18 protein-coding genes and 1 pseudogene are annotated in these 22,811 nt (G+C 58.3%); 7 read left to right on the top strand and 12 right to left on the bottom strand.

What is annotated here, in order from left to right; all coding sequences use genetic code 11:
- Positions 1-197 precede the first annotated feature (197 nt).
- The 5 genes from DESU86_RS10905 to DESU86_RS10885 all read right to left on the bottom strand — a co-directional run bounded on the left by DESU86_RS10905 (position 198) and on the right by DESU86_RS10885 (position 3,522).
- Entirely contained in the window at positions 198-1,124 is a 927-nt protein-coding gene (locus tag DESU86_RS10905) for a hypothetical protein (RefSeq protein ID WP_179981062.1), read from the bottom strand.
- Between the two features lie 29 nt (positions 1,125-1,153).
- Positions 1,154-1,468 (bottom strand): hypothetical protein, encoded by a 315-nt coding sequence (locus DESU86_RS10900; RefSeq protein ID WP_179981061.1) that lies wholly within the window; start codon positions 1,466-1,468, stop codon positions 1,154-1,156.
- Positions 1,469-1,536: 68 nt separating this feature from the next.
- Positions 1,537-2,130: a DUF4881 domain-containing protein gene (locus tag DESU86_RS10895; RefSeq protein ID WP_179981060.1), complete on the bottom strand. Its 594-nt coding sequence runs from the start codon at positions 2,128-2,130 to the stop codon at positions 1,537-1,539.
- A 13-nt stretch (positions 2,131-2,143) separates the two neighbouring features.
- Positions 2,144-3,208 (bottom strand): sulfite exporter TauE/SafE family protein, encoded by a 1,065-nt coding sequence (locus DESU86_RS10890; RefSeq protein WP_179981059.1) that lies wholly within the window; start codon positions 3,206-3,208, stop codon positions 2,144-2,146.
- 11 nt (positions 3,209-3,219) lie between these two features.
- Positions 3,220-3,522 (bottom strand): DVU0150 family protein, encoded by a 303-nt coding sequence (locus tag DESU86_RS10885; RefSeq protein WP_179981058.1) that lies wholly within the window; start codon positions 3,520-3,522, stop codon positions 3,220-3,222.
- A 242-nt stretch (positions 3,523-3,764) separates the two neighbouring features.
- Here DESU86_RS10885 and DESU86_RS10880 point away from each other — a divergent pair, with 242 nt between their 5' ends.
- The 7 genes from DESU86_RS10880 to DESU86_RS10850 all read left to right on the top strand — a co-directional run bounded on the left by DESU86_RS10880 (position 3,765) and on the right by DESU86_RS10850 (position 15,735).
- A complete protein-coding gene (locus DESU86_RS10880; protein WP_179981057.1) occupies positions 3,765-6,677 on the top strand; it encodes a sigma 54-interacting transcriptional regulator in 2,913 nt (970 codons plus the stop codon).
- A 35-nt stretch (positions 6,678-6,712) separates the two neighbouring features.
- Positions 6,713-9,274, top strand: a complete 2,562-nt coding sequence (locus tag DESU86_RS10875) for a PEP/pyruvate-binding domain-containing protein (protein ID WP_232088340.1) — start codon at positions 6,713-6,715, stop codon at positions 9,272-9,274.
- Between the two features lie 153 nt (positions 9,275-9,427).
- Positions 9,428-10,681 carry an MFS transporter gene (locus DESU86_RS10870; RefSeq protein ID WP_179981056.1) on the top strand — a complete coding sequence of 418 codons (1,254 nt, stop codon included), beginning with the start codon at positions 9,428-9,430 and terminating at the stop codon, positions 10,679-10,681.
- Between the two features lie 658 nt (positions 10,682-11,339).
- The gene (locus DESU86_RS10865; RefSeq protein ID WP_179981055.1) at positions 11,340-11,966 is read left to right on the top strand and encodes a rhodanese-like domain-containing protein; all 627 of its coding nucleotides are present in this window, start codon (positions 11,340-11,342) and stop codon (positions 11,964-11,966) included.
- 116 nt (positions 11,967-12,082) lie between these two features.
- Complete coding sequence (locus DESU86_RS10860; protein WP_179981054.1) at positions 12,083-12,952, top strand: MBL fold metallo-hydrolase; 870 nt, start codon at positions 12,083-12,085, stop codon at positions 12,950-12,952.
- A gap of 179 nt (positions 12,953-13,131) precedes the next feature.
- Positions 13,132-13,638, top strand: coding sequence for a DUF1269 domain-containing protein (locus DESU86_RS10855; RefSeq protein WP_179981053.1), 507 nt, complete (start codon positions 13,132-13,134; stop codon positions 13,636-13,638).
- Between the two features lie 999 nt (positions 13,639-14,637).
- Positions 14,638-15,735: an NADH:flavin oxidoreductase/NADH oxidase gene (locus DESU86_RS10850; RefSeq protein ID WP_179981052.1), complete on the top strand. Its 1,098-nt coding sequence runs from the start codon at positions 14,638-14,640 to the stop codon at positions 15,733-15,735.
- 507 nt (positions 15,736-16,242) lie between these two features.
- Here DESU86_RS10850 and DESU86_RS10845 read toward each other — a convergent pair.
- The 7 genes and pseudogenes from DESU86_RS10845 to DESU86_RS10815 all read right to left on the bottom strand — a co-directional run.
- Positions 16,243-16,548 carry a hypothetical protein gene (locus tag DESU86_RS10845; RefSeq protein WP_179981051.1) on the bottom strand — a complete coding sequence of 102 codons (306 nt, stop codon included), beginning with the start codon at positions 16,546-16,548 and terminating at the stop codon, positions 16,243-16,245.
- An 868-nt stretch (positions 16,549-17,416) separates the two neighbouring features.
- On the bottom strand, positions 17,417-17,962 hold the full coding sequence (locus DESU86_RS10840; protein WP_232088339.1) for a hypothetical protein: 546 nt from the start codon (positions 17,960-17,962) through the stop codon (positions 17,417-17,419).
- A 220-nt stretch (positions 17,963-18,182) separates the two neighbouring features.
- Positions 18,183-19,412: a sulfite exporter TauE/SafE family protein gene (locus tag DESU86_RS10835; RefSeq protein WP_232088338.1), complete on the bottom strand. Its 1,230-nt coding sequence runs from the start codon at positions 19,410-19,412 to the stop codon at positions 18,183-18,185.
- Between the two features lie 857 nt (positions 19,413-20,269).
- Positions 20,270-20,671 (bottom strand): 4Fe-4S binding protein, encoded by a 402-nt coding sequence (locus DESU86_RS10830; RefSeq protein WP_179981050.1) that lies wholly within the window; start codon positions 20,669-20,671, stop codon positions 20,270-20,272.
- 2 nt (positions 20,672-20,673) lie between these two features.
- A complete protein-coding gene (locus DESU86_RS10825; RefSeq protein ID WP_179981049.1) occupies positions 20,674-21,756 on the bottom strand; it encodes a hydrogenase large subunit in 1,083 nt (360 codons plus the stop codon).
- Positions 21,753-22,232: an NADH-quinone oxidoreductase subunit C gene (locus DESU86_RS10820; RefSeq protein ID WP_179981048.1), complete on the bottom strand. Its 480-nt coding sequence runs from the start codon at positions 22,230-22,232 to the stop codon at positions 21,753-21,755. The genes DESU86_RS10825 and DESU86_RS10820 overlap by 4 nt, the downstream gene beginning before the upstream one ends.
- A 135-nt stretch (positions 22,233-22,367) precedes the next feature.
- Positions 22,368-22,808: pseudogene (locus tag DESU86_RS10815) on the bottom strand (NADH-quinone oxidoreductase subunit B family protein); the annotation flags it as partial.
- Positions 22,809-22,811: the final 3 nt, after the last annotated feature.

The raw sequence follows: 22,811 nt of genomic DNA, 5'->3' as shown, positions 1-22,811 counted from the left end.
TTAACGCATGCCCGCTCGGGCGGCAAGAGCGGGAAGGGGCAGGGCTTCGGGTTTGCGACGGGCTTTACCGGCAAAAGCGCAAAAAAACCGCCCTGGCGGCGCTCCCTCGCAGGAACAGCCTCTCCAGGGCGGACAGGAGATGGTAAATGCGGCATGCACAAAGGCGCGTATGTGCATGCCGCTCAACGCCGGTTGGCTCAGCTTGTAGGGGCCGGAGGAGACTGCGGACACGGAGGTCGCAGGCAGACAAGGCAGCCAGGCCGCACGGCGAAATATTTTTCTTTTTGCACAGGGCCGGATTCATTGTGCACAGGGCCGGATTCATTTTTTTCGGGGGCTCGCCGCGAGATGAAAAGCTGCAGAAGCCCCTTGGCCGCCGTGCCTGCGCGGGCATGGGCCAGCACCCCGCCTTCGGCGGTGATGACAGCGCAGACGGTGCCCTCATACGGCGGCCGTGAGCCGTAAAGGAGGCACCACAAACGCACGCCGTCCTTTTCTTCCTGCACGCGCACAACCTCGCCGCAGCCCATGCGTACCAGCATACGTATGAGCCTGCTGCCCTGCCGGTAGACGCCCACGCCAACCAGGAGCGCCAGGCCCACAAAGCCCACCGCCAGCACAAAAGGATTGACCCCGGTCAACCGCAGGACAAAGGACGTGGACTGGGCGCGCATATCATTGGCATCGGCATGCACCAGCACGGTATAGTTTTGAAAGGTGCTGGCGGCAGCGCCCCTGAAGGCCACCCGCATGTGGTATTCACCGGGTTCCGCCTGATTTTCGGCGGTTACCGCGCCGCGCCACATGCCGTTGCCAAACCAGTAGCCCGCAAAAAACCCTTCCAGATTGAACCTCAGTGGGGCGTCCGCCGGGGTGAAACTTACTTCGATATCCCGCATCACGGGATTTTTGATCGTCAGCTGGCCTGAAAGCGCCGCTGTTTTTCCCGGCAAAAGCTCAAGCGTCGTTGCCCCTGACCGCATGAGCCCCTGAAGCCCGTCCACCAGTCCCAGCAGGGCCACAACCAGAAAAACCGCGCAGACCATCCCCAGCTTGTGCTGGCGCTGGCGGATGTCCTGGCAGGATTCCCAGATGCTGGCGTCAAGAACGGTCTGCATGGGCACATCATATCCTCTGCACGTGGGGGCGGCAATCATGAGCGCTGCACCGTCAAGGAATGCCGCGAAGACTCCAGCACGCGCCAGCTGACCAGACTGAGCCCCTTGCGCGGCAACTCCACCATGCTCTCCCCTTCAGCGGGAAAACGCCGCCGCACCAGCCGCGTCAGCCAGAAAGCGCCGGCCCACAGGGGGATAGTGATGCCAAAAAACCAGACGCAAAATACCAGTTCAGCAGAATTAAAGCTGTGCGACGATTGATACATGGCCGCAAAGACCGCCGCCACCATGAGCGCATTGGCCGTTATACGGATGCCACTGATATACAGGTGCTGCTTGTAGCTGTTCATTCTGCTCTCCAAAGGCTTTTGCCGGGGCAGGCTTATGGCCCGCCCCGGCAGTGTGACGCTGTATATGCTTACTTGCTGAAGATGTTGGTCTTGCTTACGTTCATGATGCGGATGGCCTGATCCTTGGCGCTGGTGCGGAAGGCGATGCGCATCTCGTTGCCGGCCGTCCAGGCATAGACCGGCAGGTCGATTTCGCTGGCAGGCACCTTGAAGGTGATCAGGGCGCTCAGACGGCTGGAATACACCGTAACGGTCTGCTGTTCCTTGTCCACGATGGGGAACGTCTTGCCAGCCACCTTGGGATGCTTGGGCTGGATGTTCTTTTCCACGTCCACGAACTGCACGGGTATTTCACGCACAGCGTTGGCGTTGTTGTCATAAATGAGCACTGTGTTCTTGGCCAGATCGATCATCAGACGACCGCCCACTACGGGAGTGGGGCCCATTTCGTCGGGGGATGCGGGCAACTTGTACGTGTGCGCGCCGCCACTGTAATGGGGGTTGAACTGGTCATGGGTAACGTCAACAATGATAGTTATTGTTTTGGCTTCGGGATTGAAGGCCACACAGCGGCCCTGCTCCACTCCGCCTTCAAAGTTGCAGGCGGCGAGAAAGGTGGTCAGTCCAAGAACCATTATAAGCAGCAAACTACGAATCTTCATGGCTGTGTTCCTCCTAGCTGTTCGCTGCCCGCATCTTCTTGGCGGCCAATTCCGCCTTGGCGCCCTGCACCATCTTCACCGCGATGTAGATGGAAATGGCGCTCACGAAACCAAGCACTTCAACTGTGGCCAGAGGGCCAAGCAGCCAGCCCCAGGACGGAAATTCAGCCTGAAGGAGCTTGAGCACGACTGACATAAGGCAGCCGAGCACGGCCAGACCAAAGACAAAACGGATGCCGTAACCCTTGACGTACTTGGTGGCCACCACGCCTATCTGCGCTCCAACGGCAGCCCCAGCCAGCATGATGAGGGCGGCCAGGAGCTCCACGCGACCCTTGTACGCGTAGGACGCCGTGCCGTACAGGCCGGAAATGGCAACTTCAAAGAGGTCCGTGCCCACTGCCAGATGGGTGGGGCAGCCCACAAGATAGACGAGAGCGGGCATACGGATGAGACCGCCGCCGATACCGAGGATACCGGCCAGCCAGCCCGTGAAAAAGCTGACCGTGATGGGCAGCCACGCAGAGCAGGTGATGTTGGCGTGCTTGTAGTGTACAACGGGAGGAATCCTGATAGCTTGAAGGCGTGAAGCCCAGTCTATACCCACGGCGGTGGCGTCCAGTTCCTTGTGCTGCGCCTTGGCCTCGCGCTCCTTACGGCGGCGCACGGCGGCGTCGTGGAAGACCAGCCATGCAATGGAGATGAGCAGCACCACGTAGAGCCAGCGAACGACCTTGTCCACCGAACCTATGCGCTCAAGCCACATGACCATCTGCGCGCCGATTTCAACGCCGATGACCGTACCGATGAGCATGGTGATGCCCAGCATATAGTCAACGTTGCCGAACTTGCCGTGACGCATGGTCGAAATAAGTGATTTACCGGCCATCTGCGCAACGTCGGTGCCGATGGCAAAAGCCATTGGGAAGCCCAGGATGTTCAGACCGGGGGTCACCATCCATGCGCCGCCCAGACCGAAGAAGCCGCCGATAATACCCACGCCGAATCCAAGAATGATCAGTCCCGGCCAAAAAATATTCACGCCGGAAATGGGCATCAAAATATACAGCCATTCCATATTGTGCCCCCTTACTTTTCGGCCAGTTCGCGGTGCTTGAGGTCAATGCCGATGTGCGTCATGACGATGTCGGCCAGCCAACCCAGAATGCACCCCACGATGGGAATGATGAGCATGGTCAGGATGGCGAAAAACAGATGGCTTTCATTGTACATTTCGGCCCACCAGTACAGGATGCCGTCCAGCTTGCGCGTATCGGCCACAATAACCACCGACGATGCCTTGCCGCCAGCTGCCAGGGCCAGGCCAGGCATGGCGGCAAGCATGAGCGCGCAGCCTGCCAGCCACGTCATGAGCTTGCGCATCTTTTTCATAAAACCCTCCACTCTGTTTGCGTTCCCTTGGACTCTCTTCGGCTGTTCCCACACCGGGCCACACCGACTGTCACGCAGTGAATGTGAAAAAGTTAGCAATACCCGTGCCATTGCATGATATTTGGCGTAATTGGCCGTTTTTTCCTCCGTTTGCACGAAATATCTTGCCACTTTTTCGCAACTGCCCTATAGTCGCCACAAAGATTGCGCTTTTTTGCGCAACCACAAAAGGGGGCTCCCTGATGCGCTTCTACAGAACGCTTCCCGGCGGCAGCACGTTGGATATCACCTCCTTTTTGATGAACCGCAGCCTTGTCAGCCGCATGCTCATACTGGGCCTCCCCCTGCTGGCCGTGGTCCTGCTTCTTATCTTTGTCGCCACCGGCAGCAGCATCGAAAACATCGTCAATCGCGCAATAGCGCGCAACGCGCAGCTTCAGGCCCAGGGCATGAGGCTGGCCCTTGAGCACGCGCTGGCAGAAACACGCAACCAGCTCCTTATTCTGGCCGCCGGATCTATGGAGCCGGCTGACATGAAAAGCAGGCTGGAGTTCCGCGCGAGAGCCAACGGTCTGCATTACCGCGAGGTGGCCTACGTGGGCCTTGCCCCCGAAAACCGCTATCTTCTGCTCAACCACGAGGGGCAGGTCATCAATGTGCCCATGCATGTGGCGCTGGACAGCCCCTCAAGCCCGTTTCACAACCTCAGCGGCGAACAGCAGCCGGGCTATGTCAATGTGGGGCAACCCATGGAGGCCGTGTACTCAATGGTGCCGGTCAACAAATCCCTGCAAAGCCTGTCCCTTCATGTGCTGCGCTTTTTTACGGCCGTGCAGGACCGCGAGGGCAACTTCAAAGGCTACCTGCTGTTGTCCCTTGATATGAAGGACCTGCGGGACATCGTCTCGCGCTATTCATCTCCCGAGGCCCCCATAGCCGCGTCAGGAGCCGAAACCCGCGTGCGCAGCCTGTTTTTCGACAGGGACGGCTGGATGCTGTTTCAGTCCGAAACGCCCGACGCGGCTCTGGCGGGCAAAAGCCTGGCCAACGACGCCGTGCGGGCGGGATTTTGGGGAGACTACGGGCGTCCCGGCTTCAGCATGGCTTTTCGACCAAGTCCGGAACATATCAATTACTGGAGCATGGTTGCCGACGTTCAGGCGGGGCAGGCCAGCCAGCTGCCCATGACAGAGAGCAGCACCGTATGGAGCAACGGTCAGATGCGGGTGGAGCGGGTCAGCTACGTGCCCATAAGCTTTACGCCCGGCTCTGGCGGCGCGCCCATTGTGCTCGGCGGCCTGGCCGTTCTGGATACCAGCTTTACGACCACCCGCACCGGCATGCAGGTCATGGGCACATACGCCGTCAGTTTTCTTGGGGGCATGCTGCTTTTGACGCTGAGCCTGTGGTGGCTGGCGCGCCAGATGAGCAAATCGCTCAACACCCTGGGGTGGGCGCTGCACAAGAGCAACATCACGGGGGTTTCCGACGACCTTGACCTGCCGCCCCTGCCCAGAGAACTGGAGGGCGTGAAGACGGACATCAACGCCCTGCTGGGACGCCTGCGCCAGGCCAGGATACAGCGCCTCAGCCACGAGGCCCTGCAGGACGCCCAATGGCAGCGCGAACCCACGCCCGACCTGCCCCACCCCGAAGACCTGCCCGCCAGCGGTCTTGTGGGAACGTCACCCGCCATGCAGATCCTGTATGATCAGGTGCGCAAAGCCTCTCAGGTTCTGGCCGACGTGCTTGTCATCGGTGAAACCGGCACAGGAAAGGAACTGGTGTCCGAAGCCATACACCGCCTGAGTTCGCGGGCCTCCGGCCCGTTCATCACCATCAACTGCGGCGCGCTGGATGAAAACCTGCTTATGGACACCCTGTTCGGCCACGTGAAAGGAGCCTTCACCGAGGCCCGGCAAGCCAGAAAAGGCGCGTTTCTGGCGGCGGAAGGCGGCACCCTCATGCTGGACGAAGTGGGCAACGCCGCGCCCAAGGTGCAGCAGGCGCTGCTCCGCGCACTGTCCACCCGGCGCATACGCCCCCTTGGCAGCGACCAGGAGGTTCCCTTTGACACGCGCATCATCGCCGCCACCAACGCCTCCCTGCTTGAAGACGCGCGCGAGGGTTCCTTCCGCGAAGACCTGTATTACCGCCTTGCCGTCATTACCATCCACACGCCTCCCCTGCGGGAGCGAAAGAGCGACATTCCTGAGCTGACCGTGTATTTTCTCACAGAAGCCGTAAAGGCCAGAGCCAAGGCGGAAGAGATGGATACGGCAAACGACGCCGATGCCGAAAGCAACGATTCTTTGCCCGCGACGCCGTCCCGCATGACCAAGGGGGCGAGGATGGCCCAGGCGGCGCAGATGCCGCAACTAAGCAGGGGCGCGCTGGCCAAACTCGTGGCCTACTCCTGGCCCGGCAATGTGCGCGAACTGAAAAATACGCTGACCCGCGCCCTGACGTTCTGCGAAGAAAACATCCTTTATGCCGAAAATATCCAGTTGGGGTCCATGACCCTGTCCAATGGGGGCAAGACCGCTGACGTCCACGGAAAGCAGACGGCCGCCCATATGGCTGACCCGCAGATGCAGGACGGCCGCGACGGTCTGCAAGGCCGGATTGACGATGGCGCGGAGAGCGACGGCAACGGCGCTGCAACCAGGGGCGACCCGCAGTCGTCCAATGGGACAGCCGCCATGGCCCCTGCGGATGCCACAGAAAACCAGACCACAGGGCAGACTTTTTCTTCCATGTCTGGCTCTGCGGCGCCCATATCGGGCTTCACCGCGTCCGCCAGCCCGCCACGCCAGACGCCGCAGTACGCCCCTGGCTTTGAGCGCGCTCCCGGTCAGGAATCAGCGTTTGCATCGGCCTCGGGCATGAGCGCGAACACCGCTGAGGCCGCAGGCGGCATGACGAACACGGCCATGGCCCGCCTCAACTCCCGCCAGACGGAGATGTGGCCGCGCCTTGTGGCCATGGGCAGCATAAGCCGCCAGGAATATCAGCAGATGCTGGGCAAGGACATTTCCATGCGTACGGCGCAGTACGATCTGCAACTCTTCGTGCAGATGGGCCTTGTGCGCAAGGAAGGCCGCGGCCCGGCACAGCGTTATGTGGTTGTGGGCGCATCTCTTTCCGAAGGCTGATACAACGCCTCAAACAGCATACCAAGGGTGTTTTCGTGGTCAGCAAGCTGCAAAAACTTTTTGGCCGCAAGCCGCGCATCACGCGCGAGCAGGCCATGGTCGCCTTTCACCGGCGGTACGCCTCGTTCAAGGAATTGCTGCAGGCCAACGCCGATCTTGCTGGCATTCTGGCCGGCCTCAACGCCACGCAGCAGGGCGAGCGCCATATGGAAACCAGCCAGGTGCGCAAGGAGGCCCGACGGGCCATCTTTCGCTGCGACCGCATGGCGACCACGCTCAATGACATTTCCAATCAACGGCATCAGGACTTGCATGCCGCCTTGCAAAACATTGCCAGGCGCATTGAAAAAGAGCTGGACCAGCGCGCCAGCGGCGATGTGCCCACCCTCACCCTTGATCTCACTGAAGTAGACGCCAGCATGGCCTACAGCGTGGGCGGCAAAAACGCCAACCTGGGCGAACTGCGCAACATGCTGGATATGCCGGTACCGCGCGGATTCGCCATCACCATCAGGGCCGGGAGCATTTTTCTTTTGCGCACTCCCGGGCTTTTCAAGAGCATATATTCCCTGCTGCGCTCCATAGACCCGGAAAAACCGGAAAGCATCAACGCCATTGCCCGTCAGGTGGAACAGATCATTTGTGAAGCGCCTGTGCCGCAGGAGGTCGAGGAGGCCCTGCTCAAGGCCTGGGACATGGCCTACGGCGACGCTCCACAGATGGTCGCGGCCCTGCGCTCGAGCGCCATAGCCGAAGACGGGGTGCAATCCTTTGCCGGGCAATACCGCAGTCTGCTTGGCGTTACCCGCCATGAACTGATACCCGCCTTCAAGTCTGTGGTGGCCAGCCTGTTTTCTCCCCGTGCCCTGGCCTATCGCTCCGAGCACGGCTATGCCCTGGACGCCACGGGCATGGGCCTGTGCTGTCTCGAGATGGTGCGTTCACGCGCAGCCGGGGTGGCTTTTTCGCGCCACCCCGTGGACCTGCGCTCCAACAGCATTGTCATCAACGGCCTGTGGGGATTGGGCGAAATGGTGGTGGACGGCTCCGGCACGCCCGACCAGTGGCTTGTGTCGCGGGCCACGGGCAAGATCACCAAGGCCGCCATCGCGCACAAGGCCGTGCGGCTGCGGCTGGTGCGAACCGAAGCCGGGGTGGAAAGCGAACTCACGCCCGTGCCGGAAGACCTGCAGGACGTGCCGTGCCTCAGCGACGACCAGGTGCGTCGGCTTGCGGACATGGTTATGGAGCTGGAACGCCATTACCAGTATCCGCAGGATATGGAATGGGCCGTGGACGAGGACGACCAGATTGTGCTGCTGCAAACGCGCCCCATGGGGCTCGACAGCATGGCGGAAGAAAAGACGGCCCCCATTTTGGGGCATCTGCGGCCCCTGCTTTCAGGAGCGGATGTGGCGGCCAGGGGCGTGGGCTGCGGCCCCGTGGTATTTGTGGGCGACGGCGAGGACATTACGCATTTTCCTGAAGGCGCCGTGATGCTTATGGATCACTCCTCGCCCAGCGCCATGTCGGTCATGCGCCGGGCCTCGGCCATCATTGCCCAGACAGGCAGCCTCACGGGGCACATGGCGTCCATATGCCGGGAATTCGGCGTGCCCACGCTCATGAACATCCCCGGCGTCACCGGCGTGCTTGCCGCTGGCCAGATCGTAACGGTTGACGCCCTCATGGGCCGCATATTTGACGGCGAAGTGCCGGAACTGCTGGAACTGCGGCTTACCCGCCCACAAGTCAGGGCCGACAGCCCCGCCCTTATGCTGTTGCGCCGCATTACTCCCTATATTCTGCCCCTGCATCTGGTGGACCCCAGAGCCGATACCTTTACCCCCAGGCACTGCACCTCGCTGCACGACATCATGCGCTATGCTCATGAAATGAGCTATTCCGAGATGTTCAAGATATCCGACAGCGTCACCGACAACAGCGCGGGTGTAGCCAGCGAGCTTGTGAGTTCCATACCACTGGACCTGTATGTCATCGATCTCGGCGGCGGGCTGCGCAACCCGGAATCGCGCCGCGTACACCCTGACGATGTGACCAGCGTGCCCTTCAGGCATGTCCTTGACGGCATGCTCAATCCCGCTGTGCAGGCGCGCGGCCCACGCCCCGTAAACATGCGAGGCTTTTTGTCCGTCATGGGGCAAAGCGTTATCGGCGGCAATCAGGAAGGCTGTTCACGCTTTGGCCAGCGCAGTTACGCCATTGTTTCCGACCGATATCTGAATTTTTCCTCCCGTGTGGGCTACCATTACGCCATTCTGGACACATGGTGCGGCGACTCCCTGAGCAAAAACTACATACGCTTCGAGTTTGCGGGCGGAGCGGCCAGCGATGAACAAAGGGTGCGCAGGGTTCGCTGTATCGGCCTGATACTCAAAGAACTCGGCTTTACCGTTGAGCTTACGGGTGATAGGATACGCGCACGCTACCAGAAGTATCCCAAGCCCGAACTGTGTTCCCGGCTGGATCAGTTGGGGCGTTTGCTTATCATGACTCGCCAGATGGACATGTTGATGGTGGATGAGACGGCTGTTGCCGTCTGCGCCGATAAATTTCTCAAGGGCGAGTATCATTAGAGCAGATTCTACCGCAAATCGCATGTTTCGGCAGAATGACAATTTGAAATGTAAAACATTTCAAAGGTAATCTGGTCTCGTCGCAGCTTCACCCGAAGCAGCCGCCAACAGCCTGTGGCTGCGGCGGTCGCGACATAAACCCGTTGAGGCCCCATGCCGTCCGTTGCCGCTTCGCCCCTGCCGCCCGAGTGCCGCCCCGTATCCCCGGAGCCGCCGCAAACGCTTTTGAGCCGTGATTTTATTCTGCTGTTTTGCATGACCATGTTCTGCAACAGCTTTATCGCCGTTTTCTACTGCTTTGAGCAGTGGCTCGAGGCCATGACCATCAGCCCCAACTGGCGCGGCGTGCTGTTGTCGTCAATGTTTGCCATGGTATTGCTGTTCCGCCCGCTGGCCAGCGTGTTTCTGCTGCGGCGCGGCAAGCTCATGGCCATGACCCTTTCCATCCTCGTGTCAAGCTGCGTCATGCTGGCTTATGCGCATGTGGGCGGCCCGCACGTCATCGGCCTGATCTGGATACTGCGCATTGTGCAGGGCATTGCCCTGGCCGTTTTTTCAAGCTGCACCGTGGCCGTGCTGGTAAGCTGCATCCCCAGGGGGCAAAGCGCCCGAGGCTTTGCCATCTTTTCGCTCACCATGCTGCTGCCCTATTCCATCATACCCGCTGCGGCGGAACCGCTCCTGCCCCTCCTGGGCGGCGAGTCGGGCCTTTTTGCCGTTTCCGCCCTGCTGGGCCTGCCCTCGCTGCTCATGCTCATTCCCCTGGCCCCCCGCCTGAAAACGCCCGAAATGTCCTCCGAGGACTGCGGCGGCGTTTCCCGCCGGGCGCTGTGGCAGTCCGTAAGCCATTCCGGCCTGTTCTTCGTCTATATGGCCTGTCTGACCTTCAGCATCATGACCATCCTGGCCATATTTTTCATCAAGGGCCTGTGTGCGGTCACGGGCGCGCACCCTGCATGGTTCTTTTCCGTGTACACCATCACCATCATTCTGGTGCGCCTTGCGGGCAGCAACAGGCTGGACGCGCTGCCCCGCTACCGGGTGACGCTCCTGTGCAGCCTTGTGCTGACGTTCTGCATGCTGGGGCTGGCCTGGGGGCCGCTGTGGGCCTTTGTGCCCCTCACATGCCTGTACGGCCTTGGTCTCGGGCTGCTCTACCCGCTGCTGGCCGCCGCCGTGTACGATCGTTCCACGCCGTCCACGCGCTCCATCAACTCCAACGTGATGATGGCGACCTTTGACGCCAGCGGCATGCTGGCCCCGCTCATTGGCGGCATGGTGGTCAACGCGGGCTTTGGCTACAGGGGCGTGTTCACGGCCACCGCCATTTCCGTATTCTTGTGCGGCTGCTGCATGCTGGCCGACAGGCTGCGCATGGCCATGCGTGAACGCGCACAGATCACGTAGACAGACTGCCCCTGGAGGCGCGGACCCCGCCGCCCCGTCTCGCCCGCCCTCGCGCACGTACGCGTGCTCCCCGCAAACTCCCGCAGCGCTGCCTGTCTGGCGCTGCGCCGTTCCCGCTGTCCGCACGGCCGAAGCCCAATGTCTCTTCCCGCGCTCGCCGAATGGTTCAAAGCGGTATCGCTTCAAATCATACTTTACAACTCGATATTACAATTTATTTATTGTAAAATGGGACAATCATGCCGCCACTGCGGTACGCCATTTTCTTCACATGAAGAACAGTCCGTACCGCTGTTGCAATCCCGTGCAAACTATATCACTATATTTAGAGCAATTTCACTTTGAAATTGCCTTGGCGGATGCGAAAGCAGACGCCCGCCGCAGAGACGTAAGCGCAGCTTCAGCCGTTGCCCGCAGGGCTTGCCTGAACCGTTGGCGGGAACCGCCTTACGGGGCAGGACAGCATCGCTACGGATGAAGACAGCACCGCTATTTATTTGTGCTGTTATGCGCCGAAGCGAGCGTCTTGGAAGCATTGAGAATGAATATTCTCAATGCGAAAATGCTCTAAAGGATACTACCTCGAAAAACCTCTCTGCCTTATCCTGAAACCCCTTCACGCCACATACATCCCGGCATAATCGTCAAAGGAGATGATATGTCTACTGTTCAAAGCATCACCGCAAAAGAGCTGCACAGCATGGACCTGCGACAGACGCTCATTGTGGATGTGCGCACGCCTATGGAATACGCTGAAAAACGCCTGGCCATGCCAACGGCCCTTGCTCCTCTGCTGGACCTGGCCCCGCGCGATACGGCCCTGCGCAACGGCGTGCTCGCCGATACGCCCATTATCACGTTGTGCCACTCTGGCTCGCGCGCCAAAACCGCCGCTGAAAAATTCGCCGAATCCGGCTTCAACAATGTCCGTTTTCTTGAGGGCGGCCTGGACGCCTGCCAGAAAGAAGGATTCGCCACCGTGGGCGCGGCCCCTGCCGCAACCAGTGGTTCTGTTCCTTCGCTGGAAAAGCAGGTGCGCCTCGCGGCGGGACTCCTTATCCTGTTCTTTGTGCTGATGGGCTTCTTTGTCCATGGGGCCTTCTATCTTGGAGCGCTGTTTGTCGGCGCGGGGCTGACCGTTTCGGGCCTCACCAACTGGTGCGGCATGGCCATGCTGCTCATGTATGCGCCGTGGAACCGGCAGGGGGCTTCGTGCTCCAGTGGCGGCACATGCGCCATCGGCGGCAGCAAGGGCGGCAAAAGCCCCGGCGCGAGCTGCCAGTAGGCGGGAGCCCACGCCCTTTCTCCGGCAGTTGGCAGACCGGCATAAAGCCCCTGTCTGCAAGGTCACTCAAACGTTCCCGTTCCGGCAAAGTACCGCCGATGCCCAAGGAGTTTACCATGGCTGCACCTAATGTGCGCGGATTCTTTGATCCCATTACCGCTACCTGGACCTACGTGGTCTGGTCCGATACAGATACCCAAAAGCGTTGCGCCATCATTGACAGCGTTCTTGATTACGACATGCCCTCAAGCCGCACGACCACTATGTCCGCCGACGCCGTCATCGCCTTTGTGCAACAGAAACAGTTGCAGGTTGAGTGGATTCTTGAAACCCACATCCACGCCGACCACCTTACCGCCGCCAGCTACATCAAGGAAAAACTGGGCGGTAAAATTGCCATCAGCAAGCATATTCTGGACATTATCAGCACCTGGGTTCCCATTTTTCAGACGGCCGCCGACACCCCCGCCGATGGTTCAGACTTCGACTATCTATTTGACAATAATGAAGAATTCACCATAGCCGATCTCAAGGCCAGAATGATCCACACACCTGGGCACACCCCGGCGGACACGACCTACATCATTGAAGACACCGTCTTTGTGGGCGACACCATCTTTTTGCCGGACGTCGGCTCGGGCCGTTGCGACTTCCCCAACGGCAGCGCCGAGGATTCCTACGATTCGTCGCGCAAGCTCTTTGCCCTGCCCGATCACTACCGCATCTATGTGGGGCACGACTATCCGCCTGAAGGCACGCGCGGCCCCGAGTGCATGACCACCGTCGGCGAACAGAAATCAAAAAACATCAGGTTGCATACCGGTATTGATAAAAACAGCTTCGTCGCGCAGCGCAAGGCCGATGACACAGGCAAAGCCGTGCCCGCCCTGTTGTTGCCGTCCATCCAGGCCAACATGCGCACCGGCAGATTCGGCGCTGCGGTCAACGGCATCCAGTACGTGAAGCTGCCTGTGAACAAACTGTAGTCCCAGGCTCGCCCAAGGCGGCCCCTAGGCACCACAGGCGCACCCAAGGCGGCCTCCGGCGCTTACGGTTGCCTTGCCTCGCGGGTCGGGGTACACTACTAACCATAATCATTAATTATCATAATGATTGCTTACTGCTGCGCCTTTTGCGCGGCGACGTTGACAACCAAGGAGCATTCATGCGTACACTTATTGCTGTAGCCTATCCCAACGAAACCCAGGCCAGTGAAGAACGCGTTAAGTTTTTGAAGATGCAGAAATCCTACCTTGTGGACCTCGAAGACGCGGTGGTAGTGATCCGTAAACAGGACGGCAAGGTCAAGCTGCATCAGCTTTTCAACCTCACGGCCACCGGCGCACTGAGCGGCGGCTTCTGGGGAACCCTTATCGGCCTGATCTTTCTGAATCCCCTGCTGGGCCTGGTGGTGGGCGCGGGCGCGGGCGCTGTGGGCGGCGCGCTGAGCGATGTGGGCATCAACGACGATTTCATGAAGCAGCTTGGCGAAAAGCTCAAGCCGGGTTCGTCAGCGCTCTTCGTGCTGGTGGATTCTGAAATTACCGACAAGGTGCTGGCCGAACTGCGCGGTTCCGGCGGTGAAATCATTCAGTCTTCACTGTCGCATGAAGATGAAAGCCGCCTCCAGGCTGCGCTCAGCGCCGCCCAGAACGCCGCCAATAAAGGCTAGAACAGTTTTTTTGAAAGACCTTGTGGGGGAGGGACCCTTTTGCAAAAGGGTCTCCTCCCCCACACCCCCACCCCCTAAAACTCTTGGTATATTATGTTAGCGCGGCGGGCGTCTGTTCACGCAGCCACCAGAGCAATTTCCACACGGAATTATTCTGGCGGCGGTCATTGCGCAGCCCATAAGCAAAAAGCACTGCCCGCTTTGTGGCAGTGCTTTTTTGCAACACAGCTCATTGACTGAAATTACAAGATATTTTTTTTTGGGGGGGGCAAAGGCCTCCGTGCGCGAGACGCAACACCGCTGGTGGGGCTGTCAACCGCAGGGAATAGGCCATCAAAGGGCACAGGCAAAGAGTTTCCCGGTGGCTTCCCGCCAGAGTTATCGAGCGGCGGGCGACAAGGCAGAAATAGCGGCAGGCCTGAAATATCTGTGGGGTTCAAATAGCTGCGGGGGAAGAAGGCGCGCCCCTTCTTCCCCCGTTTCTGCGACGGCCCCCAAGTGCTGCTTAACGCAAGCCTCCGTTGGCGTCGTGCGGGCGCAAGCGTCCGTAGCCGCATATCTGTTTACAACAAGCCGCCGTGGCACTTGGCGTAGCTGCCTGGTATAGCAGCCTGGCGTAGCCGACATGCCACCGCCAATGACATCCACCTTTAGCGTTTTGCGGGCTTGACACAATCGCAAATAATTTTAGCTAGTATACCACCATTACAAACAAGGTGCAAAAGAAATCCCGTAGCGTCCCTGAAACATGCCACGCACAAAACGCCTGCAACGTGACGCATTCAGATCCTGCAGCAGCGTAACTCTTTGACCCTGCTGCAAAAATCCGCGTCCACAGGCAGCCTGGCGTCGCACTTGCCCTGGGCAGGGCCTGAGCGCATACTGAAACCGCATTGACCCGCGACAGCGGGCGTGCGCCTGTTTACCCTGGCTGTACCAGACACGGAAGAGCCAGGGACAACGCATTTACGGCCTCGTAGCCGTAAGGCAGGAGTCTGCATGAATACCCTTTTCTCTCCCATCACTCTCGGCGGGCTCATGCTCGCCAACCGTATCGTTATTCCCCCCATGGACCAATACTCCGCGGATGAAGGACGCCCGACGCAGTGGCACCATATGCACTACGGTAATTTGGCCGTTTCGGGCGCAGGCCTGCTTATTGTCGAAGCCACCGCCGTGGAGCCTGAGGGCAGAATCTCTCAGGGGGACCTGGGTCTGTGGAACGACGAGCAGGAAGACCTGCACCGCCGCATGCTGGAATTTATCGGCACATTTTCCTCCATACCTGTGGCCGTTCAGATAGGACACGCAGGCCGCAAGGGCTCCACAGGCCGCCCATGGGAAGGACGCGGCCCCATCACCCCGCAGGATGGCGGCTGGCCCGTGTACGCGCCCTCCGCGCTGCCCTTTGACGCTGCCTCGCAAACGCCCCTGGCGCTCACCGAGGCCGACATCGACCGCCTGCTGGAAGCCTTTGTGGCAACCGCGCAGCGCGCCGTTCGCGCGGGCTACAAGGCCATTGAACTGCATGCGGCCCACGGCTATCTGCTGCACGAGTTTCTCTCGCCCCTGTCCAACAAAAGGGACGATGCCTACGGCGGCAGCCTGGAAAACAGAATGCGCTTTCCCCTGCGTGTGTTCGCGGCTGTGCGCAAGGCCCTGCCCGCCAGCGTTCCCGTCGGCATGCGCGTTTCGGGCTCGGACTTTGTCCCCGGCGGATGGGATGTGGCGGAGTGCGCCATCCTGGCGCAGGAACTTGAAAAGGCCGGGGCAGCCTACATTCACGTGTCCGGTGGCGGACTTTCGCCGGATCAGCAGATCAACCTGGCCCCCGGTTATCAGGTCGGCTTTGCCCAGGCCATCAAGCAGGCGGTCACAACCCTGCCCGTCATTGCCGTCGGGCTCATTACCGAACCTGAACTGGCTTCGGGCATTATTGTCAGCGGACAGGCCGACATGGTGGCCATCGGCCGCGCCATGCTGTACGACCCCCGCTGGCCCTGGCATGCGGCGGCAGCCCTTGGCGCGTCCATTGCCGATGCACCCTCGCAATATCTGCGCTGCCAACCGCACAAACTGAAAACCCTGTTTGTATAGTTGTTTTGTAGAGTTGGAGGGTTATGGATAGTGTTTTGTGGGGGTGGGACCCTTTTGTAACGTTGTGGATGATGTTTTGTGGGGGAGGGACCCTTTTGTAAAAGAGTCTCCTCCCCCACACCCCCACCCCCTAAAACTTTTATTCATACGTCAGTCGGCAACAGGTAAGCCACCTGTTCCTGAGTGCAGCCATAAAAATGCGCCTCCCGGACATCACGCCATCATGAAGGCTGTCGGCTCTCTATAAGAAGTGAACCCACTTCTATATCACGCAAAAGGCGGGTTCGTACGAACCCGCCTTTTTATGTGCAAAAGAGAAGCACGGATTAAAGAGCCTCCTGGAAACGCGCAGTTATTTCGCTTGGCAAGGCGCGATCTTTTTTTGAAGCAGGAGTGGACTCTTTCGTCCTCGACTGTTTCAAAAAAAGTGAAGCAAGTCCGCCAAACGGAATAAATCAGCGTTTCCGTAGGGGCCCTCCCCCACAAAGCAGCTCAAACCAAAATTGCCTAGGCCTTGGAACCGCGCTTGGAAGCCTTGAGCGGGTTGACCTTCTTGGCGGACACGGTTTCGCTCTTGATAAGATTCTGGTTGTTGGCCCACAGTTCTTCGGGATTCAACCCCAGGGCGCGCAGCCTCTCGTTAACATTCTGGCGCGCGGCGCTGTATCGATTGGTATCGGCAAGTTGTTTGCCCACGTAATTGGGCGTCGTCATATACAGGCCGGTGCTGTCGATGGCCAGCAGAAAGGTTGCGTTGTTTTCTTCAACAGTCTGGATGACCATTTCTTCTGTCGTGCCAAAACGTGTGTACATGCGGGATCTCCTTATGGTGACGAGCCGGGGCAAAGCCGGTTCGCGCGGCGTGCCCCATCATTATGAAAACGAATTTCATTGTCAACATAAAATACATGCGGAACAACCGTTCAACATTGCAGCTCTACTGTACCCTCATTCTTCCAGCCAAACAAGCTTACGTCACGGAAAACACTGACCACTGGACCAATCGCCGCATCTCAAGAAGTCAGCCAACTAACAGATTTTGCGACAAAAATCTCGTCACGGTGTCGCGTAGCACGACGTCCTCCTCAGGTGGGGATAGCAGGGAGAGCCGTTAGAGCATTTTAACTTTGAAAAAGTGTAACTGCTCTACCGCTGTACGGAAGTACAGCGCGCCACAACGTGGCGTGGATTCAGCTGAGCTTTAGCCGTTGCGACGAAGGAAGCTACGGATAAAGACAGCATGAGTAACTATCAATTTTGTTTTGTGCAATCGCTGTCGCCATTCGTAAGGCTCGCAGACTCGCCAACGACTGCCGCGAAGACAGCATGTGTAACGACACGTCTTGTCCTATACAATCGCTGTCGCCATCCGTAGCGATGCTGTCCTGCCCCGTAAGGCGGTTCCCGCCAACGGTTCAGGCAAGCCCTGCGGCAACGGCTGCCGCAAAGACAGCAATTAATTAATAGAATGTACAGCCTGCAGATGGCTGTCGCAAATCGCATTTTTCGACTGAATGAAAATTTTGAAATGTGAAGCATTTCAAAGTTAATCTGCTCTAGAGCAGTTTACGAATGAAATGAGTTAAATGCTCTGCAAGGATTTTTCTGAAAATCCTTGCCACGAAATGCGAGTAGGCGGGCTTTTGCCTGCCGTACGCGAGCATTTCAAGTGTTAAATACTCTAGGGGTACATGACCTTTTGCTCTGAAAGTGGTTCCCTTTGGCGCAGTTGCAGCTTACGCCAGACTTTCGAAAAATACATGCGCAGCGGAATGTAATACAGCAGAAACCAGAAAACCATGCCCGGCTGGTTGCCGAAGAGCGGCAGATTAAAGGGCAGAACCGGACTTAACAGGCCGAACCGCAGTTGCATCCAGGCAAACACAATGGGAATCGGCCATAGTGAGGCCACAAAAAGCGCCCCGCTCAAGGAAAAATGGTATCCAAAGGCTTCGTGCCCCTGACGGTTGACGGCTTTGAACGTTTCCTTGCTTCCGGTGGACAGGGCCTGTTCGCTCAGCGTGTGATAGTGCTGCATCTGATCCTGATACTTCTTCAGACGTTTGGCATGCAGCCTGTTGGCCACGCTCAGGGTGACAAGACCAAGAAGCACGGTAATGAGCGCCAGACAGCCCACGCCAAAAAAGTAGCCCACTTCCGGGTGCGGTATCACACGGAAAGGCAGAACCAGGACAGGATCGAGCCAAACAAGAAAAGTATCTATCATGAGGTGTTCGGTAGCCCCTTACGCATTCAGGCTTTGCTGGTGATTGAAACGGTATGCCCACACCATAGCGCAATGGCGCGGTGGAGACAATTCTCCGCCGCGCCATTATTTTTGCATCCGGAACCGGGGCTGCCGTTATACTTGAACCTCTGGGTCGGGCTGACCAACTGCCGGGTCACCGACCTTGAGAATTTCGCGTTCCTCGGCGGCCGCGCTCTCTCTAGCCAAACATCTTGATCTGGAAGAAGCCACGCAGCACGTAGTCTGTGCCCACATAGAGAGCCAGCACGATAAAGAGGCGCTTGAGCCAGATTTCAGAGAAGAAGCGAGAGGTATAGGGGCCAACGATGGAGCCTACCGCGATACCAAGAAATTCGATGCTCACCAGGTTCCAGTCCACCAGGGCGCCGTGCAGCATGAGGGTCGTGATACCCGTGATCATGCTCACCAGAACGGCCAGGGCGGAAGTGCCTGCAGCCAGATACATCGGAAGCTGGGTTACGCTGGTGATAAAGGGAACCAGCAGGAAGCCGCCGCCCACGCCAAGGAAGGCCGCGATACTGGCGATAACGACGCCACCGAAGAAGGGCAAAAGCGGGTTGAAAGAAAACTCGACGCCACAGAAGGTGAACACACAACGGGTGATGCTGAAGGAAATCATGCTCACGCCAGTGGGCGCCTTGTCACCGGTGTTTTTGCTCTTGGCAGCGGCTTCAAAAGCCTTGGCGGCTTCTTTGGCCTTGGCTTTGGAGCGCTGCCCTATGGGTGAGGTTTCCCATATCAGGTACAGGCCAAGGGCCAGGACGAACATGCCGAAATAGCCCTGATAGGACGAGAAGTTCAGCTTGCCCGCAGTAAGCGAGGTGGACAGGTACGCGCCCACGATGGAGCCAAGACCCAGGGCAATACCCAGGGGCAGCACCAGGCGCTTCATGCGGTAGTAGCTGAAGGTACTGATAACGGCTGAAAGACCGGCAAGCATCTGGTTGGAGGCGCGCACAGAGTCGGTAACAGCCTTGTTGAGGGGTGTTTTGCCAAACGACTTTGCGTAGTTGCCAAGGCCGTGCACGGTCATGTGGCCCACGCCCGCCATAACGCCGCCAAAAGCGCCCACGGTGGAGAATATCCAGCCCACCCACAGGGCCCAGCCAAAGGCCAGTATGATGTTAACCTTGGGGCCACCGGGGATGCCCAGGTAGCCAGGCTCGGCGGTGGCATTGTAGGTTTCGGGGGCGACCTTGAGCTGCTCGGCAATGGCTTTTTTCAGCCCGGCCGGCGCCGACTGCATCTGTGCGGCGATGGCAGGATCAATGGCCGGAGCCTTGGGGGCCTCAGCAGCCGGAGCAGCAGGATCGGCAGCCGGGGCCTGTCCTTCAGCCGCAAAGACCTGACCTACGGTAAACAGCAACAACAAAACCAGACTGCCGCCAACCATCCATCTGTTTTTCATAAAGTTTCTCCTCCAGGTTTACTTTATATACACCAGATCATGCGCGCCCGAGTTCAGGCAGCGCAGATATGATCCCAAGCCCAGAATCATTGGATAAAAGTTAAACAATTCACATGGGATAACTGAAAAATCAGCACTCGCCCTGTAAAAGGCAAGCACTGCCGCAAACCTGTGGTGCCAGAGTCGGTCACGGTGTTTGAGGTACAGGGGTGCTTTCCAAAGTATCGTGCATAAACATTCATTTTGCAATACCATATTGCCGAAAAACATTATCACGACCACGTGGGCAGTGCATGTCCATCAAATACAGTATTTACATATTGGAGATTAAATATACGCAATGCATTTTTTATATCATTTTATATACAAAATTGCAGACTAAAATCTAACAGGTATTTATCATTTTTCTCCTGTTATATAAAAAAATAAAAATATAGTAATTATATTTATTTTTACAATTTTGCTTTAGTGCTTCACCATAAACATCAATATATGTGCACGTGAAAATTTGAGACAAAGCAATGCCCTTTGCACCAGTACCCGCCAGTATAAGTAATAGATATTTTTACGATCAAGCGTCGGCTGCCCCTTTGCGGCTGTCGCGCCGCCAATCCATGCGGGCTGAAATTCACATAGTGCCTGGGCATGCCAGCCCCGGGCCTTGCGCGCCCAGGCCAGGGATTTGCCAGCAGGACTCGCGCGTTTCAGCCCTGGATGCGGATTCCCTTTGAAATGCTTGCATTTCAATTTGTCATTCTGCCGGAAATTGTGCGGGCCGATAGTAAAAACAAAAAAAGACCGCCATGTAAAGGCGGTCTTTTTTTGTATCCGGCTACGGCATGGGTGGTGCCGTGGCGCTATTCGCTTTCAGTCTTGTCCTTGGCGCTGCCCTCTCCCTTGGCCTTGGCTCCGGCGCTTTTCTTGACGCGCGGCGTGCCCGTGCGCAAGACCCGGAACTTGGTTACCGAGGGTTTGCGGTGCGTTGGAACCTGCATCAGGCATTTGGTGGGGCATTTTTCCACACAGGCCGAGCAGTATACGCACAGGAAGGGGTCATACACCCATTGTCCTGCCTTGGCGTCCACGGTGATGGCGTCCGTGGGACAAACCTTTGCGCAGGTACTGCAGAATATGCACCTTTCAACATCATTGGTTATTACGCCCCTGTAAGCCGGGAAGGGTTCACGCTCTTCCAGCGGATACAACCGCGTGGAGGGCTTGCCCGACAGGTTGCGCAATACGTTTTTAAGCATGTACATGGCTACCTCTCTGTGCAGGAGATGCACGGGTCTATGCTGAGCACTATGACCGGCACGTCGGGCAGTTTGCAGCCCGGCAACATGTGCAACAGGGGCGGGACGTTGGCGAATGTTGGCGTACGCACCCGCATGCGTTCCAGATACTTGGTGCCGTTGGCGCGAATGTAGTAGAACAGTTCGCCTCTGGGCTGTTCCACGCGGAAGACGGATTCACCATCAGGATTGCCGGGCACCTTGACGGTAAGCTCGCTCTCCGGCAGGCGGTTCAGTGCTTCGCGGATAAGATCCATTGCGTGCAGCACTTCATAGAAGCGCACCTTGGAACGTGCGTAGCAGTCGCCGTCGTTTTCCACCACAGGGATGAAGTTGAGGTCGCTGTAAGCTGCGTAGCCGTGCATGCGTTCGTCGATTTCCCATCCGCTGCCGCGCAGGGTGGGGCCGGCAGCGCCCAGCAGGCGGGCGTCTTCCTTGCTGAGGTAGCCTATGCCGCGTGTGCGTTCCTGCACGGTATAGTCATCCAGCATGGTGCTGGTGAGTTCGCGCATGCCCTTTTGCAGTTCGTCCAGGCGGCCAAGCATCCAGCGGATCTGGTCGGGGGCGAGGTCGCGGCGCACGCCGCCCACCACGTTGACCGACAGGATCACGCGGTTGCCCGCCGTGGCCTCGCAAATATCCATGACATGCTCGCGGATGCGCCAGAACTGCTGGAACACGCTTTCAAAGCCGAAGGAGTCCGCAAAAAGGCCCAGCCACAAGAGATGCGAATGGATGCGGTGCAGTTCCGACCAGATGACCCGCAAAAACTGGGCGCGCGGCGGCGCCGTGATGCCCATCATGTCTTCAATGGCGTTGCAGTAGCAGTTGGCGTGGATGCAGGAACAGATGCCGCAAATACGCTCCACCACAAAAACCATCTGGTTATAGTCCTTGGTGCGCACGAGGCTTTCCAGGCCGCGGTGCACGAAGCCGAGCTGGGGAATGGCCCCCACAACGGTTTCGTCCTCCACCACAAACTTGATGTGCAGAGGTTCGGGCAGCACAGGATGCTGCGGCCCGAAAGGAATCACTGTGGTGCGGTTGCTCATGCCTGATCTCCTTTGGCGGATTCTGCCTTGGCGTCATCCTTGGCAGCCGCGGCGGGACGCCGGACGGTGGTCATAGTGAAATACGGGGCGTGGGTCACTTCGCCTTCCAGATACATGCCGCCCTGGTAGTCCAGGGGCAGGCCCGCAAAACGCACGCCAAACTGGTCCTGAGTCTCGTTTTCAATGAGCACCGCGCAAAAGTATATGGAACTGATGCTCGGGATGGGCGCGTCCTTGTTCACGTCCATACGCAGATGCACCATGCCCTTGGCGTCCGTGGGCGCCCACATGCACAGTTCCGCATTGTGGCGCAGGTCGGACATGGTGAGGTTTTCGTCAAAGTGATAGAACAGCCGCAGGGTGTTCTCGTCAACAACCGTCTGCGACATGGTGACAAAACGACATTTGGCGTTGGCCAGGCGCTGCACTTCAGCAAGCAGCGTCTCGGGCGTCACGTCTTTGGCTTCAAAAAACATGATTGCATCCTCTCCGGGCTAACCCGCGTTTTGCTGTGACTTGTCGCCTTCGGCAACGGGCGCTTGTTCATCTCGCGCGCCAGCGGGCGTTCCGTCTTCGTCACCAGGCATGAAGGTCGCTTCGGGCATGGGCCCCATGCCCATCTTGGCCTTGAGCACTGCCAGCGCTTCCACCACGCCGTCAATGATGGCTTCGGGCTTGGGCGGGCAGCCCGGCACAAAGACATCCACGGGGATGATGTTGTACGCGCCGTTAAGCACGTTGTAGGTGTCCTTGAAGACGCCGCCGGAAAGGTTGCACGCGCCTATGGAAACCACGGCCTTGGGTGAAGGCATCTGGTCATATATCTGCTTGAGCACGTGACGGTTGCGGTGGTTGACCGTGCCGGTGACCAGCAGAACGTCAGCATGCTTGGGGTTGCCCGCATTGACCACGCCAAAGCGCTCCACGTCATAAATGGGCGTGAGGCAGGCCAGAACTTCAATATCGCAACCATTGCAGGAGCCGCAGTCGAAGTGGACTATCCAGGGAGACTTCAGACGGCTCTGCTTTATCATCTTATCTACAAAACCCATATG

Origin of the sequence: Desulfovibrio sp. 86, assembly GCF_902702915.1 — a bacterium.
GTDB lineage: Bacteria > Desulfobacterota > Desulfovibrionia > Desulfovibrionales > Desulfovibrionaceae > Desulfovibrio.
The sequence above is the reverse complement of the archived record's forward strand: the minus strand, read 5'-3'. Positions and strand labels throughout refer to the sequence as shown.

Coding starts and splice junctions, on each gene's coding strand:
- DESU86_RS10900 (WP_179981061.1), bottom strand. CDS start 1,468: ATGAACAGCTACAAGCAGCACCTGTATATCAGTGGCATCCGTATAACG.
- DESU86_RS10895 (WP_179981060.1), bottom strand. CDS start 2,130: ATGAAGATTCGTAGTTTGCTGCTTATAATGGTTCTTGGACTGACCACC.
- DESU86_RS10890 (WP_179981059.1), bottom strand. CDS start 3,208: ATGGAATGGCTGTATATTTTGATGCCCATTTCCGGCGTGAATATTTTT.
- DESU86_RS10885 (WP_179981058.1), bottom strand. CDS start 3,522: ATGAAAAAGATGCGCAAGCTCATGACGTGGCTGGCAGGCTGCGCGCTC.
- DESU86_RS10880 (WP_179981057.1), top strand. CDS start 3,765: ATGCGCTTCTACAGAACGCTTCCCGGCGGCAGCACGTTGGATATCACC.
- DESU86_RS10870 (WP_179981056.1), top strand. CDS start 9,428: ATGCCGTCCGTTGCCGCTTCGCCCCTGCCGCCCGAGTGCCGCCCCGTA.
- DESU86_RS10865 (WP_179981055.1), top strand. CDS start 11,340: ATGTCTACTGTTCAAAGCATCACCGCAAAAGAGCTGCACAGCATGGAC.
- DESU86_RS10860 (WP_179981054.1), top strand. CDS start 12,083: ATGGCTGCACCTAATGTGCGCGGATTCTTTGATCCCATTACCGCTACC.
- DESU86_RS10855 (WP_179981053.1), top strand. CDS start 13,132: ATGCGTACACTTATTGCTGTAGCCTATCCCAACGAAACCCAGGCCAGT.
- DESU86_RS10850 (WP_179981052.1), top strand. CDS start 14,638: ATGAATACCCTTTTCTCTCCCATCACTCTCGGCGGGCTCATGCTCGCC.
- DESU86_RS10845 (WP_179981051.1), bottom strand. CDS start 16,548: ATGTACACACGTTTTGGCACGACAGAAGAAATGGTCATCCAGACTGTT.
- DESU86_RS10840 (WP_232088339.1), bottom strand. CDS start 17,962: ATGATAGATACTTTTCTTGTTTGGCTCGATCCTGTCCTGGTTCTGCCT.
- DESU86_RS10835 (WP_232088338.1), bottom strand. CDS start 19,412: ATGAAAAACAGATGGATGGTTGGCGGCAGTCTGGTTTTGTTGTTGCTG.
- DESU86_RS10830 (WP_179981050.1), bottom strand. CDS start 20,671: ATGTACATGCTTAAAAACGTATTGCGCAACCTGTCGGGCAAGCCCTCC.
- DESU86_RS10825 (WP_179981049.1), bottom strand. CDS start 21,756: ATGAGCAACCGCACCACAGTGATTCCTTTCGGGCCGCAGCATCCTGTG.
- DESU86_RS10820 (WP_179981048.1), bottom strand. CDS start 22,232: ATGTTTTTTGAAGCCAAAGACGTGACGCCCGAGACGCTGCTTGCTGAA.